Consider the following 13,938-nt stretch of genomic DNA (forward strand, 5'->3'; position numbering starts at 1 on the left):
GCCCGGCCCGCGCCCCGGGACGGGCCCTGGGGCGGGCTCCGGGGCGCGGGGTGACCATCGGAAGAATCGCTCGTTCTGCTGAACGTGAGCACCCAGGATCTCGACCCCTCGCCCGTGGGCCCCGTCGACGTCGAGCAGGCCGAGGCCGCGCTCGTCGAGCGCTATCCGCGCCTCGTGCGCATCGCCTATCTCGTGCTGCCGCCGACGCTCGGCCGCAACCGCCGGGTGCTGACCGCGCACGCGCTCGTGCAGCGCTCGCTGCCGCGCCGCCGGGTGCCCGGCCCGGAGGTCCCGGGGCCCCGGCGCCCCGAGGACGCGGTGGACCCCGGCTACGCGTACGTGCGGGGCGAGGTGCTGCGGCAGGCCCTGGTCGCCGGGCTGCCGCTGCGGCGGCGCGCGCTGCCGCGCCGGGCCCAGCTCCCGCCGCTGCTGCCGCAGGTGTGGGGGCTGCGGGTCTTCCCCCGGGTGGGCGGCGCGGACGAACTGGCCCTGGACCAGCGTCTGTCCGCCCTCTCGGGCCCCGGCCGCGCGGCGTACGTGCTGCGTGGCCTGGAGCGCCAGGGCGACCCGGAGGTCCTGCGGGTGCTGGCCGCCGCCGGTGTCACCGACCCGGCGGCGGCCCTCGCGGAGGCGGACGCGGTCGACGCGGCGGAGGACCCGGCGGTCGTGGAGGACGGCGGGCCCCCGGAGGACGGCCCGCTCGCGGCCGGGGCGCCCGCGCCGGGTACCGCCGATGCCCCCGGTGCCCCCGACGTGGACGACCGCGCCGCACGGGTCGGCGAGCAGGGCGGACCCGGCAGGACGGGGAACCCCGGCGGGGCGGGCCGGGCGGGTGCGCCCGGACGGCTCGCGGACGCCTGGAACGGCGCGGGCGAGGCCCCCGGCGGCGAGCCGGACGGTGGGAGGCCCGGAGGTCGCGGGAGCGGCGGGGGACCCGGGAGGGGTGACGCCCGGCGGGCCGGTGGGCGGGTCAGCGGGGCCGCGTTGCTGGAATCGGCCGAGTTCGATCCCTGTTCGCTGCAGGCCCGGCCGACCGACCTGCTGCGGCGGCGGCAGCACGGGCGGGCCGCGCTCGTCGCCGTCGCCGCGCTCGTCGTGTGCGGGACGCTGCTCGGACTGCCCGGGGACGGCTGGGGCAGAAACGGTGCTGCCGCGCCCTCGTACGCCCGCAACCCCGCCGCCGAGGCCGCGCTCGATCCCGGTGCCGTCAAGCGTGTGCCGCCCACCGCCTGGCCGTGGGCGGCCCGTCAGGACTTTTCGGTCTGGCCCGCGCGCGGCGGTCTCACCGGGGACCGCGCGCTGCTGCGGCGGGCGCTCGCCGTGTGGGCGCGGCCGGGGCTCACCGTGCACTCCTCGGCGACTCCGGGGACGCCCGTGGGGCCGCCGATGGGGCCGCCGCAGCTGCTGTTCGCGGGGGTCGTGGACGGGGTCCGCGTGGTGCTGTTCCACGACGGGCTGCGGGCCGTGCGGTACGCGGAGCCCACGGCGGGCCCAGGCGGTGCGGCGCTCGACTTCGCGCGGACGGACGCGGCCGACTCCGTCGGTGCGGCCGCCCTCGTCGTCTCCCGCGCCTCGGGCAACGTCCGCTATCTGACGGCCCCCTGGGTCCGGGAGACGGCCGTAAGGGACCTGCTCGCGCCCGGGAAGGAGCCCTGGCCGCTGGCCCGGGACGCGCACGGGGTGACCGAGCCCGTGCCGAGCCCCGCGCAGGCGCGGGAGTGCGAGCGGTGGAACGCCCTCCAGGTGCGGGACGGTTCGGGCCCGCGGCTCCTCTCCGACCTGGGCGAGCTGACGCCCGCCCGGCTCCTGTGGGGGCCGCCGGACGCGCCGGCGGACGTCACGGGGAAGGAGGCCCGGGAGGCGTGGGCGCGGACGGCCTGCCACCTGCCGGCCGTCCGGACGCACGGGGTGCGGTCGGTGAACGCCTGGCGGTTCGCGCGGCAGGCGCTGCCCGAGGGCGCCGGACACGGCACCTGGGTGTGCACGCGCGCGGAGACCTGGCGGGGCACCGGCGGCCGGGTCCTCGCCCAGTTCCTCGTACCGTCGCCGAAGGTGCCGGCGGCGCTCGCGGCCCGGTCCGAGTCCTCGCCCGCCTGCGGGGTGCGGGACCCCCGGGTCCTCGCGGGCGTGCTGTGGCGGGCGCCGAGCGGCGGCTGGTACGTCCTGGCGGCCGGCAGCCCGGACGTCGCCTCCCTGGAGGCCTCGGGCGGGGTGAAGGGCCGCGCGGACGGTCCGGTCCTCGCGGTACGGGCGCAGGCCGGAGCGCGGGCGGACCTGGACGGCACCCTGCGGGACGGCAGGCCGGTGGCCGCGCTGCGGTGAGCGGGAGCCGGGTACGTCCGACGGCGTACCCGGCCGCGACCGGCGGTGGCCGCGTGCTCCTCCGTACCGCCAAAAAGGCGGCGCACAGGCCTGTTGCCATCGCTTACCCCTCAGTACATTGACGGCATGTCTAATACGCAGCCTGCCCCGGTGGCGTCGGAACACGTCGAGCTCAAGGCCCGCAAGGTCACCTTCGACTGGGAGGAGACCCCGCTCCACTGGGTCCCCGGCGACCCCTTCACCACGCACACGATCAACGTGCTGCACCTGCTGCTCCCGGCGGGCGAGCGGTGGTTCGTGCACGTCTACCAGCAGGCCCTGCCGTACATCACCGACGACCGGCTGCGCGAGGACGTCATCGGCTTCATCGGCCAGGAGGCCGTCCACTCCCAGGCCCACGACGACGTCCTCCCCCACCTCAGGAAGCTGGGCCTCGACCCCACCCCGTACACGGCGCAGGTCGACTGGTTCTTCGAGAAGCTCCTCGGCGACCGCACCCTGCCGCCGGGCCGGCCGCGCCGCTGGTGGCTGATGGAGCGGGTCGCGATGATCGCCGCCATCGAGCACTACACGGCCTTCCTCGGCAACTGGATCCTCAACGCCGACGAGCTCGACCGGGTCGGCGCCGACCCCACCATGCTGGACCTGCTGCGCTGGCACGGCGCGGAGGAGGTCGAGCACCGCTCGGTGGCCTTCGAGCTCTTCATGCACCTCGACGGCGGCTACCGGCGCCGCGCCCGCACCTGGGCGCTCGGCCTGGGCGCACTGCTCTTCCTCTGGCAGCGGGGCGTCCGCTTCTTCATGGAGAACGACCCGAGCCTGCTCGACGGCAAGGCCTCCTTCGGCCAGTTCTACCGCAAGGGCCGGCAGGGCGTGCTGCCCTCCACCCCGGCCATGCTGCGCTCGATACCCCGCTACATGAGCCGCGCCTACCACCCCTCCCAGGAGGGCGACACCGCGCAGGCGCTGGCCTACCTCGCCTCCTCCCCCGGCGCCAACGGAGGCCGCTGATGCCCCGGTTCGCCACCGTGGCCCTCGCCGCCGGGGCCGCGCTGCTCGTCCGCCACGCCGTCCGCAGCCGGATGTCCACGGCCCCGCTGTGGCCGCTGCCCGCCCTCGACGTGCCCGTGTCCGGGTACGGCCGGGGCAGCACGGTTCCCCGCCGGGCGCTCGTGACCGGGCGCTCCGCGCCCGCCGAAGGTGTCGTCGAACTGCGTCTGGAGGGCGAGGGGTTGCCCACGTGGCAGCCGGGCGCCCATGTCGACCTCGTCCTGCCGTCCGGGCTCGTGCGGCAGTACTCGCTCCTCGGCGACCCGGCCGACACCGGTGCGTACACCGTCGCGACGCGGCTGATCGAGGACGGCCGGGGCGGTTCGCGCGAGGTGCACGAGCAGCTCCACGTGGGCACGGAGATCGAGATCCGCGGCCCCCGCAACCGCTTCCCGCTGGTCGCCGCCCCCGCCTACGTCTTCGTCGCCGGCGGCATCGGCATCACCCCGATCCTGCCGATGGTGCGCGCCGCCGAGGCGGCCGGGGCGGACTGGCGGCTCGTGTACTGCGGCCGGAGCCGGGCCACGATGCCGTACCTCGACGAGGCCGAGCGGCTCGGCGGCGAGCGAAGCGGGATGGGGGTCCCCCCGGCCGAAGGCCGGGGGAGCGTCACGGTCGTCGCCGAAGACGAATCGGGCTTCCCCGAGCTGGACTTCCTCGCGCACGTGCCCGCCGAGACGGCGGTCTACTGCTGCGGCCCCGACGGCCTGATGGACGCGGTGGGCGCGGCGATGCCCGAGGGCCGGGCGCCGCGCCTGGAGCGCTTCTCGGCGAGCGCGCCGGTCGGCGGCACCGCCTTCGAGGTCGAACTGCGCCGCTCCGGCCGTACGGTGACGGTGGCGGCCGACCGTACGGTGCTCGAAGCGGTCCGCGAGGAGGTGCCCGGCCTCATGTACTCCTGCCGGCAGGGCTTCTGCGGTACGTGCCGGCAGTCGGTCCTGGAGGGGGAGGTCGACCACCGGGACGAGCTGCTCACCGACGCGGAGCGGGACGGCTCGATGCTGATCTGCGTCTCGCGCTGCACGGGGAAGCGGCTCGTCCTGGACCTGTAGGCCTCAGGACGGGCTCAGGGCAGGATCAGCCAGTCGAAGGCCAGGGCGGCGAGCAGCCCGCTCACCAGGAGCCAGGTGGCCAGCCGCGTACGGCCGTTGCGGGAGAGCTCGATGACGATGCCGCAGAGGATCATCGCGAGGCCGTACACCCCGACGACCAGGACGGACGTACGGCTCGCGAGGCGGATCGCCAGGACGACGGCGAGGGCGACGAGCAGGACGGAGGCGACGGCGACGCGGAGCCTTCGCGCCTGCTTGGGGGTGAGGCCGCCCACCGAAGCGGCCTCGTCGGCCTCGTCCGCCACGTCGCCGTCGTCCGTCTCGTCCGCCGCGTCGCCGTCGTCGGCCTCGTCGGTCTCGACCGACCCGTCGGTGTCGTCGGCCTCTCCGGGCTCCTCGGCCTCGTCCGCCGCGTCGGAAGCCTTCGCCACGGGCTTCTCGGCGGGCTTCTCCGCAGGCTTCTCGGCGGGCTTCGCCGCGGCCTCGTCGGCGGTCTCGTCGGTCTCAGGAGCCTCAGCGGCCACGGGGGCCTCGACTGCCTTGGTGTCCTGGTCGGAAGCGCTCATGGAGCAGGAGCGTAACGGACCCCGATAGGCTGTTCGTATGACGACCGGGGTACGCCGCAGGATGGGCGTCGAGGAGCGCAAGCAGCAGCTGATCGGGGTGGCCCTCGAACTGTTCAGCCACCGCTCTCCCGACGACGTGTCCATCGACGAGATCGCCGCGGCCGCGGGGATCTCGCGACCGCTGGTCTACCACTACTTCCCCGGCAAGCAGAGCCTCTACGAGGCGGCGCTGCGGCGGGCGGCCGACGAGCTGGCGGCGCGGTTCGTCGAGCCGCCGCACGGCCCGCTGGGGGCACGCCTGCTGCGGGTGATGGGCCGGTTCTTCGACTTCGTGGACGAGCACGGGCCGGGCTTCGCCGCGCTCATGCGGGGCGGTCCCGCGGTGGGTTCCTCCACGACGAACGCGATGATCGACGAGGTGCGCCAGGCCGCGTACGAGCAGATCCTGGCCCATCTGAAGGTCGGGAAGCCCTCGGCCCGGCTCGAACTGGTCGTCCGCTCCTGGGTGTCGCTCGCCGAGTCGACGGCCCTGCTCTGGCTGGACGGCCGCCGGGTCCCGCGCGCGGAGCTGGAGTTGCAGCTCGTGCACGACTTCGCGGCGCTGGCGGCGGTGTCGGCGGCGTACGACGAGGAGATGGCGGAGATCCTGGTCGGTCTCCTCGCCGACGAGCCGGCCGACGGCCCCTTCGGGGACCTGGTGGCCCGGCTCGTCGCGCTGGTGCCCTCGGTCGGGGCGGCGCCCGCCGTGCCCGATCAGCGCTTGCGGTAGGACGATTCGAGGTCGCGGACCTCGACGGAGAGCCGGACGTTCTCGGTCGCCTTGAGGTACCTCGGCAGCAGGTCGAGGACGGCCTGCGAGAGCTTCGCCTTGGCGGCGTCCGTGCGGCCGAGGAGCAGGGCGATCTCGACGTGGACGATCACGTCGTCGGTGGCGCCGTCGCCGACGACGAGTTCCTCGACCTCGCGGAAGCGGGTCTTGCAGGCGTCCAGCTGCGCGTCGACGGTCTCGACGACGATCGGGTGCAGGGCGAGCGCGAAGCCGCGCCGGTCGAGGGGTGCGGAGTAGTCCACGGTGATCTGCGGCATGAGGTCACTTCCGGCCTGGGGGATGCGGATGTCGGTTGTCCGGCCACACCCTTACGGTGATCGTCATGACGACACAAGTGACCTTCCGGCAGGCGGACGACGATCTGGACCTTTTGGTGGGGCTGTTCGACCGGGCGGCCGCCTGGATGGTGCGGAACGGGATCGACCAGTGGAAGCCGGGCGGGAAGGGCGCCGAGCACTTCCGGGCACGCATCGCAGGGGGCGAGGTGTGGCTGGCGTCCGCCGGGGAGCGGGTCGTCGGCGCGTACGAGCTGTGGTGGGAGGACCGGGAGGTCTGGGGGGCGCAGCCGCCGGTGGCGGGGTACGTGCACCGGCTGATGACCGACCGGGAGGCGGCGCCCGCCGGCGCGGGGCGGGTGCTGCTCGCGCACGCGGAGGAGCGGATCGCCGCCTCGGGCCGGACGCTGGCCCGGCTGGACTGCGAGACGCGCAACCCGCGCCTGGGGACGTACTACGAGGGTGCCGGGTACACGGCCGTCCTCCCGCACCTGGAGAAGGTCGGGCCCGACGGCCGCCGGTACACGGTGACGCTGATGGAGAAGCCGGTGGCGTGACGCGGAGCCCGCCCTGGCGTGACGGGTGACGCGCGGCGCACGCGTGACGCGTACGGAGAAGGCCCTGGCGTGACAGGGGTGTCACGCCAGGGCCCGGGGACTTCCGGTCAGCTCGCGGTCCTGAAGACCGCCACGGTCCGGGCCGGGACCGTGAAGGTGCCCGAGCCGGCCTCGTAGGCGGCGGACTTCACGACGGCGTCCGAGCCGTTCGCCTGGACCGGGTGGAGGGCGTAGCCCTGGCCCGCCAGGTCGGCGACCTTCTGCGTGGTGCTCCGCGGGGTCGCGTTGAGGACGACGACCAGGTCACCGAGGCGCATGGTGATGACGCCGGGGGTCTCGTCGCGGCCGGAGAGCGGGAAGGTCAGGGCGTCCTGCACCTGGCCCGCGGTGGCCAGTGAGAACACCGGCTCGGTGGTGCGGATCTTCTGCAGGTCGCGGTAGGCGGCGGAGGCGCCGTCGATCTGCTCGCAGCCGACGGTGAGGGCCGGGTTCACCAGGAGCGGCTTGCCGTATCCCCACTTGGCCTTGTTGTCGGCGGCCGGGGGCAGGCCGCGGCCGAAGCCGTTGCCGTCGCGGCAGTCCCAGTGGATCGCGTTGAACCAGTCGCCGCTGTCGTAGGAGTTGCGGTCCAGGGACTTGGAGCGCAGCAGGTCCGAGCCGGCCTGGGAGAGCGCGGGGCCCTGCGAGAGGGTCGCGGTCGCCATGGCGAGGACCTGCATGCGGGCGCGGTCGGCCGGGGAGGTGCCCGCCGGGAGCTTGAAGGCCAGCGCGTCGTACAGGGTCTCGTTGTCGTGGGCGTCGGCGTAGGCGAGGGCGTCGCCCGGGACGGCCGCGTAGCCGGCGGGGGCGCCGTTGTAGTCGACCTCGGAGCCCTTGACCGTGCGCCCGGAGGTGTCGGTGAAGGTGTACGAGGCGAGGTTGCCGCTCAGGCCGACCTTGATCAGGTCCTGGTAGTGGAGCAGCCGGGCCTTCTGCTGCTCCGGGGTGCCGTTCGCGGTCGAGGTGTTCGGGTCGGTGAAGAGTCCGGAGGCGAAGCCCTGGACGCCCGGGTCCTCGTCGAAGGGGCCGCCGCCGCGCACGGCGTCGCGGGCGCGGTCGGAGAAGGTCGCGACGCCCGTACCGGCCATGTTCTTCTGGGTGGCCTGGACGAAGCGGGAGTCGTCGGCGATCTCGCCGAAGTTCCAGCCCTCGCCGTAGAGGACGATCGCCTTGCCGTCGACGCCGTCGCGCGCGACGGTGAGCTCGTCGAGGGCCTTGCGCACGGCGAGGATGTTGGCCTTGGGGTGGTGGCCCATGAGGTCGAAGCGGAAGCCGTCGACCTTGTAGTCCTTGGCCCAGGTGACGACCGAGTCGACGACGAGCTTGCCCATCATGGCGTTCTCGGGCGCGGTGTTGGCGCAGCAGGTGGAGGTGGCGACGGAGCCGTCGGCCTGGAGGCGCTGGTAGTAGCCGGGCACGATCTTGTCGAGGACGGACTTGTCGGACTGTCCGGCGGCGACGGTGTGGTTGTAGACGACGTCCATGACGGTACGCAGGCCGTTGCCGTTGAGGGCCTGGACCATCTGCCGGAACTCGACCGTGCGGCGGGTGCCTTCGGGGTCGGTGGCGTAGGAGCCCTCGGGGACGGTGTAGTGCAGCGGGTCGTAGCCCCAGTTGTAGGCGTCCCTGGCCGCGGCGGCGGCGACGCAGGCCTGCTGCTCCTCGGAGTCGGGGGCGTAGACCTTGAGGTCGCAGGAGGGTGCGGTCTGGCCGGACTTCTTCTCGGGGATGGTGCCGATGTCGAAGGCGGGGAGGAGGTGGACGTAGGAGGTGCCGGAGGCGGCGAGCGCCTTGAGGTGCCGGGTGCCCTTGCTGTCCGGGTCGGTGAAGGCCAGGTAGGTGCCCTTGTGGTCGGCCTTCGCCGTGGGGTCCGCGATCGAGAAGTCGCGGACGTGGAGCTCCTGGATCTGGGCGTCCCGCAGCGGTACGGCGGCCGGCTTCTTCAGGCCGCGCCAGCCGGCCGGGGCGAGCTTCGGGTCGGTGAGGTCGACGGCGAGGCTGCGCGCGGAGTCGGTGGTGAGGGCGGTGGAGTAGGGGTCGGTGACCTTGTTCTCCACGACCTTCTGGACCGTGGGGGCCCAGACCTTCACGACGTAGCGGTACGGCTTGCCGGTCCAGGACTTCGGGCCGGTGACGGACCAGACGCCGGAGGCGTCGTCGCGCCGCATGGGCACGGTCCGGCCGTCGAGTTCGAGGGCGACGGACCGGGCCGTGGGGGCCCAGAGGGAGAGGGTGGGGCGGCCCTGGCGGAAGACCGGGCCGAGGGCGGCGCCGGTGGCCTTCTTCGCGTACAGGTCGTCGAGGACGCCCGCGGTCTGGACGCCGGTGGCGGCGAGCAGGGCGCCGTTGGCGGCGCGCTGGGTGGCGAGGAGCTGGCCGCGCAGGGAGTCACGGACGCGGTCGGCGTCGCGTGCGTCGAGGGTGAAGGCCGGGTAGTCCTTGAGGTGCGGGTACTTCGCCTTCTGGGCGTCGGTGAGGGCGCCCGGGGTGAGCCGGAGCCACTGTCCCTCGCTGCTGAGGGCCCCGTCGGTGACGGTGATCCCGCCGTCCTTCGCGTACACCAGCTGCTGGCTGGTGGCGTCGGTGGTCTTCACCTTCCAGACCACGGTGTTCCGGTCGATCCACTGGGCCTCGGCCTTGGTGAGGTCGAGGTTCGGGGCGCCGCCGACGGTCGGGAGGAGGTACTTCTGCTGCCCGGAGAGGGCCCAGATCTCGTGGCCGTAGGTGGCGAGGTCGAGGGACTGGTCGGTGGGCAGGTCCTTCTCGTCGCCCTTGTGGAGGATGTACGAGAGGGAGGTCGCGCCCTCGGTGAGCGGCACCTCGTAGACGGCGCCGTACGCGTCGACGCGGACCGGCATGAGGGGCCGGGACCAGTCGGTGGGCTGGGCGGCGCCGGTCCAGGTGTGGAGGCCCCAGCCGTCGTAGTTGCCGTCGGGCCGCTGGTAGTGGATGACGGCCTTGGTCTTGTCCTGCGGGGCGGGGGCGGGGTTCGTGTCGGACTGGCCGTCCTGGCCCTGTGTGATCCAGACCTCGCCGGTGCGGCCGAGGGTGATGCTTCGCTGCGGGCCGTCGGCGGCGCCGTCCTTCTCCACGGTGTACGCGAGGGCGGACGCGCCGTCGGGGACCTTGACCCAGGCGAAGGCGCCATGGGCGTCGCGGCCGGTGAACGCGGCCTCCTGGCCGGCGGCCTTCAGCTTCCAGCCCTCGTAGTTCCCGTCCTCCCGCTTGTAGTGGACGACGGCGTACGTGCGCTCGACGGCGACCGGCTTCTCGGGCGCGGGGACCTGTCCGGCGGTGGTGCCGGCGGTGGCGCTCGCGGTACGGCCGGCGGAGTCGACGGCGACGGCCTTGTAGCGCAGGGGGGTGCCGGCGGGCGCGGTCACGTGCTGGGTGACCTTGTAGGGCGCGTGGTCGGCGGTGCCGAGGGTCTGCCAGCGTCCGTTGCCGACCTGTGCGGCGAAGACGACGCGGTTGAGGCCGCCGCCGGTGACGTCGGCGGTGAGCTCGACGGTACCGGTGGCGCCGGCGGCCGGGGCCTTCAGCGAGACGGTGGGCTTCACGGCCGGGGCGGGGAGGGGCGCGTCGGCCTTGAGGACGAGCGAGGAGAGCGCCGGGACGGTGACGGTGACCTTGCCGTCCTTCGCAGCGACGGCGCCCTGACCCCCGTACAGGGTGCGGAAGGCGGCCGAGTCGACGGGGACGGTGACGGTCTTCTCGGTGGTGGCGCTGTTGGTGGCGACGAGGTACTCGGTGCGCGCCTTGGCGTCCGTGCGGGAGAAGGCGTAGACGGAGCCCTCGGCGAGCCGCTCCTGCTGGACGCCGTCGCGGAGGGCCGGGTGGGCCTTGGTCAGGCGGGAGAGTTCGGCGACGGACGTGTAGACGGGGTGCTTGGTGTCGTACGCGTCGACGGCGTGGGTGCGGTCGGTGCCGAGCTGGTCGTCGTCGAGGTAGTCGGCGGCCTGGGCGGCGAAGAGGGGCTGGCGGGCGTCCTTGTCGCCGCCGGCGCCGGTGAAGCCCTGCTCGTCGCCGGAGTAGATCACCGGGTTGCCGCGGGACAGGAACATCAGCTCGTTGGCGAGCCTGGCCCGGCGGAGGAGTTCGGCGTCGGAGGCGTTCGGGTTGTCCTGCTTGAGGAAGGTGCCGATCCGGCCCATGTCGTGGTTGCCGAGGAAGGTGACCTGCTCGTAGGCGTTGGCCTTGTCGGTGGTGTACCGGTAGTCCTCGGCGAAGACCTTCGCGAGGCGGTCGGCGCCGGCGCCCTGGGAGGCGAAGGCGCGGGCCGCGTCCTGGAAGGGGAAGTCGAGGGTGGCGTCGAGCCGGCCCCGGGTGACGTACGGGGAGGTGACGGTGGTGTCGGCGGAGTAGACCTCGCCGAACATGAAGAAGTCCTCGCGGCCCTGCTTCCGGGCGTACGCGTCGAGGGCGGTGGCCCACTGGGTCCAGAAGTCGAGGTCGACGTGCTTGACGGTGTCGATGCGGAAGCCGTCGATCTTGAAGTCGCGGACCCACTTCTCGTAGATCTTCCTCATGCCCTCGACGACCTCGGGGCGCTCGGTCCACAGGTCGTCGAGTCCGACGAAGTCGCCGTACTCGGCGGACTCGCCGGCCCAGGTGGAGTCGCCCCGGTTGTGGTACATGGTGGGGTCGTTGAGCCAGGACGGGACCTTGGTGTTCGCCTTCTCGACGGGCGTGTACGGGAAGGAGCCGGCGTCGACCTCGCCGATCGCGGCCCGGTCGTCGAAGGGGCGGCCGTCCTTGTCGAGGTACGGGTAGGCGCCCTTGGGGCGGTAGCCGTACTTCTTCTCGGCGTAGTCGACGGTGTCGGCGGTGTGGTTGGTGATGACGTCGAAGAAGACCTTCATGCCCTTGGCGTGGGCGGCGGCGATCAGCCTCTCCAGGTCCTCGTTGGTCCCGAAGTGCGGGTCGACCTGGGTGAAGTCGGTGATCCAGTAGCCGTGGTAGCCGGCGGAGGCGTCCTTCCCCTCGCCCTGCACGGGCCGGTTCTTGAAGATCGGGGCCATCCAGATGGCGGTGGTCCCGAGGCCCTTGATGTAGTCGAGCCGCTGGGTCAGGCCCTTGAGGTCGCCGCCCTGGTAGAAGCCCTTGTCGGCCGGGTCGAAGCCGGTCTTGGTGCGGCTGCCGGTGAGGCCGCCGCGGTCGTTGGAGGTGTCGCCGTTGGCGAACCGGTCCGGCAGGACGAAGTAGAACTGCTCGCGGGTGAGGTCCTGGCGCGCGGGCTGGGCCGCGAGCGTCCGGTCGGAGGGCGGGGCGGGGGGCCGGGGCGCGGCGGCCGCGGGGACGGCGGGCACGAGGGCCGCGCACAGGGCGGCGGCGAGCGCGACCGCCGTTCTCTTCGGTGTCACGGAGGTGCTCCCTGGAGGAGGGACGGGGTACGGGTACGGGTGGGAGGGCCGCCCCGGTGAGGGGGGCGGCCCTGGCGTGGGGGGAGGCTCAGTTGCGGAACGTGTCGTTCAGGACGAGCTGGCCCGAGGCGGGGACGGTCGCGGTGCGGTTGGCGCCGGACTCCCAGGTGACGTTTCCGGCGGCGTCCTTGCGGATGTACTTGTACTCGAAGGACGTGCCGGCGGGCAGGCCGACGGTCAGCTTCCAGACGGGGTACGCGGCCGGGTCGAGCTTGAGGGCGGAGGCGGGGGCCCAGTTGCCGAGCTCGGCGCGGTTGCCGGTGACGTAGATGTTCTGGCCGGTGACCGTGGTGGCGTTCACGTTGAAGGACGCGCCCGAGGTGGCGGGCGGGGTCGTCGGCGGCGTGGTGGGGGTGGAGCCGCAGCTGGTGGCGTTCACGTGCAGGGCCACCGCGGTGTTGGCCGCGAGGGTGGCCGTGAACTGGCCGGACGCGTTCACCGTCACGGGGGTGCCGGACTGTACGTCGCAGTAGGAGCCGGCCGGGAGGGAGGTCTGGAAGGTGCGGCTCAGCGCGGAGGACTCGTGGTTGACGGCCACGTAGGCCTTGGAGCCGCGGCCGAACGCGATCGCGTTGTTGCCGTTGTCCCACCAGTTCGTGACGGCCTGCCCGCGGGCGGTGTTGCGGAAGGCCACCATGGAGGAGATCTCGCGCCAGGCGTGCTGGCACTTCCAGCCGTCGGTGTAGCAGGCGTTGACCTGGCCGTTGTTGGGCGGGCCCGCGTCCTTGTCGGTCCACTCGTAGCCGGAGTGGACGTCCGGGGAGCCGTAGGGCCAGGCGAGCATGAAGACGGAGGCGAGGGTGTAGTTCGCGCCGTCCTTGTAGGACAGGGTGTCGCCGCCGCGCTCGGTGTCGTGGTTGTCGACGAAGACGCCGGACTGGCCGGAGGGCATGTGGCCCCATGCCTCGCCGAAGTTCTTCAGGTAGGCGAGCTTCTCGTTCTGGAGGACCCGCTTGAGGTCGCGGGCGTAGCGGAACTCCTGGACGTCTCCGCTGCCGAGGTACTCGCTGGGGGAGACGGCCTCGCCGGCGCCGTGGATGGCCTCCAGTTTCCAGAAGACGTTCGGGTTCGTCAGCCGGGACTTGATGTTGGCCAGGTCGGCGGCCGGCATGTGCTTGGCGGCGTCGATCCGGAAGCCGTCGACGCCCAGCGACGCCAGGTCGTTGAGGTAGCCGGCTATCTTCCCGCGGACGTAGTCCTCGCCCGTGTCGAGGTCCGGCAGCTGCACCAGCTCGCAGTTCTGGACGTTGGCGCGGTCCTGGTAGTTGGAGATGGTGGCGCGGCAGTCGTCCATGTCGGCGCCCGAGTAGAGGCCCGGGTAGTCGTACTTCGAGAACGAGGTCCCGCCCGTTCCCGTGCCGGATCCGTTCGCCATGTGGTTGATGACGGAGTCGGCCACGACCTTGACCCCGGCCGCGTGGCAGGTGTCGATCATGTTCTTGAAGGCGGCGCGGTCACCGAGCCGCCCGGCGATCTTGTAGCTGACCGGCTGGTACGAGGTCCACCACTGGCCGCCCTGGAGGTGTTCCTGGGGCGGGGAGACCTGGACGTATCCGTATCCGGCGGGGCCGAGGCGCTCGGTGCACTCCCGTGCCACGGAGGCGAAGTTCCATTCGAACATCACCGCGGTGACGTCCTTCTCACCGGGCGGGGTGGCCTGCGCAGGGGCGTTCACCGCGACGGCCGCAGCGGCTCCCGCCACGAGGGCGAGTGCAGCTGCCACGGTCCTTCTGGCCATGCTTCCTCCTGTACGACGTCGATGTCGCAAGAAGTTGCTGAAAATGTCAGCAACTGTTTTCAGCCGTGACCGTACGAGTGCCTTGAC

The 13,938-nt window shown here is 73.0% G+C and carries 9 protein-coding genes; 5 read left to right on the forward strand and 4 right to left on the reverse strand.

Translation table 11 applies throughout. The features are described from left to right. Positions 1 to 84: 84 nt before the first annotated feature. The 3 genes from ACF08F_RS05085 (at position 85) to ACF08F_RS05095 (ending at position 4,424) form a co-directional block, all read left to right on the forward strand. Entirely contained in the window at positions 85 to 2,322 is a 2,238-nt protein-coding gene (locus ACF08F_RS05085) for a hypothetical protein (RefSeq protein WP_392297094.1), read from the forward strand. 126 nt (positions 2,323 to 2,448) lie between these two features. Beyond that, entirely contained in the window at positions 2,449 to 3,333 is an 885-nt protein-coding gene (locus tag ACF08F_RS05090; RefSeq protein ID WP_392297095.1) for a metal-dependent hydrolase, read from the forward strand. Further along, positions 3,333 to 4,424 (forward strand): PDR/VanB family oxidoreductase, encoded by a 1,092-nt coding sequence (locus tag ACF08F_RS05095; protein WP_392297096.1) that lies wholly within the window; start codon positions 3,333 to 3,335, stop codon positions 4,422 to 4,424. Before ACF08F_RS05090 ends, ACF08F_RS05095 begins: the two co-directional genes overlap by 1 nt. Before the next feature lie 14 nt (positions 4,425 to 4,438). Here ACF08F_RS05095 and ACF08F_RS05100 read toward each other — a convergent pair whose 3' ends face one another. Then, positions 4,439 to 4,990 carry a hypothetical protein gene (locus ACF08F_RS05100; protein ID WP_392297097.1) on the reverse strand — a complete coding sequence of 184 codons (552 nt, stop codon included), beginning with the start codon at positions 4,988 to 4,990 and terminating at the stop codon, positions 4,439 to 4,441. Positions 4,991 to 5,027: 37 nt separating this feature from the next. Between ACF08F_RS05100 and ACF08F_RS05105 the strand changes: the two genes are divergently transcribed. Further along, positions 5,028 to 5,759, forward strand: a complete 732-nt coding sequence (locus tag ACF08F_RS05105; protein WP_392297098.1) for a TetR/AcrR family transcriptional regulator — start codon at positions 5,028 to 5,030, stop codon at positions 5,757 to 5,759. On the opposite strand, the gene ACF08F_RS05110 is transcribed toward ACF08F_RS05105, so the two are convergent. Further along, complete coding sequence (locus tag ACF08F_RS05110; protein WP_392297099.1) at positions 5,744 to 6,076, reverse strand: 5-carboxymethyl-2-hydroxymuconate Delta-isomerase; 333 nt, start codon at positions 6,074 to 6,076, stop codon at positions 5,744 to 5,746. The two genes, ACF08F_RS05105 and ACF08F_RS05110, sit on opposite strands and share 16 nt — an antisense overlap. A 65-nt stretch (positions 6,077 to 6,141) precedes the next feature. Between ACF08F_RS05110 and ACF08F_RS05115 the strand changes: the two genes are divergently transcribed. Continuing rightward, on the forward strand, positions 6,142 to 6,651 hold the full coding sequence (locus ACF08F_RS05115; protein ID WP_392297100.1) for a GNAT family N-acetyltransferase: 510 nt from the start codon (positions 6,142 to 6,144) through the stop codon (positions 6,649 to 6,651). A 107-nt stretch (positions 6,652 to 6,758) separates the two neighbouring features. Here ACF08F_RS05115 and pulA read toward each other — a convergent pair whose 3' ends face one another. Then, positions 6,759 to 12,053 carry a pullulanase-type alpha-1,6-glucosidase gene (pulA, locus tag ACF08F_RS05120; protein ID WP_392297101.1) on the reverse strand — a complete coding sequence of 1,765 codons (5,295 nt, stop codon included), beginning with the start codon at positions 12,051 to 12,053 and terminating at the stop codon, positions 6,759 to 6,761. An 88-nt stretch (positions 12,054 to 12,141) separates the two neighbouring features. Next, positions 12,142 to 13,851, reverse strand: coding sequence for a carbohydrate-binding module family 20 domain-containing protein (locus tag ACF08F_RS05125; RefSeq protein WP_392297102.1), 1,710 nt, complete (start codon positions 13,849 to 13,851; stop codon positions 12,142 to 12,144). Positions 13,852 to 13,938 lie beyond the last annotated feature (87 nt).

The sequence above is a fragment of the Streptomyces sp. NPDC015130 genome, assembly GCF_043080005.1.
GTDB lineage: Bacteria > Actinomycetota > Actinomycetes > Streptomycetales > Streptomycetaceae > Streptomyces.

What these genes read in the sequence shown, in the direction of transcription:
- ACF08F_RS05090 (WP_392297095.1), top strand. Translation starts at nt 2,449, where the DNA reads ATGTCTAATACGCAGCCTGCCCCGGTGGCGTCGGAACACGTCGAGCTC.
- ACF08F_RS05095 (WP_392297096.1), top strand. Translation starts at nt 3,333, where the DNA reads ATGCCCCGGTTCGCCACCGTGGCCCTCGCCGCCGGGGCCGCGCTGCTC.
- ACF08F_RS05100 (WP_392297097.1), bottom strand. Translation starts at nt 4,990, where the DNA reads ATGAGCGCTTCCGACCAGGACACCAAGGCAGTCGAGGCCCCCGTGGCC.
- ACF08F_RS05105 (WP_392297098.1), top strand. Translation starts at nt 5,028, where the DNA reads ATGACGACCGGGGTACGCCGCAGGATGGGCGTCGAGGAGCGCAAGCAG.
- ACF08F_RS05110 (WP_392297099.1), bottom strand. Translation starts at nt 6,076, where the DNA reads ATGCCGCAGATCACCGTGGACTACTCCGCACCCCTCGACCGGCGCGGC.
- ACF08F_RS05115 (WP_392297100.1), top strand. Translation starts at nt 6,142, where the DNA reads ATGACGACACAAGTGACCTTCCGGCAGGCGGACGACGATCTGGACCTT.
- ACF08F_RS05125 (WP_392297102.1), bottom strand. Translation starts at nt 13,851, where the DNA reads ATGGCCAGAAGGACCGTGGCAGCTGCACTCGCCCTCGTGGCGGGAGCC.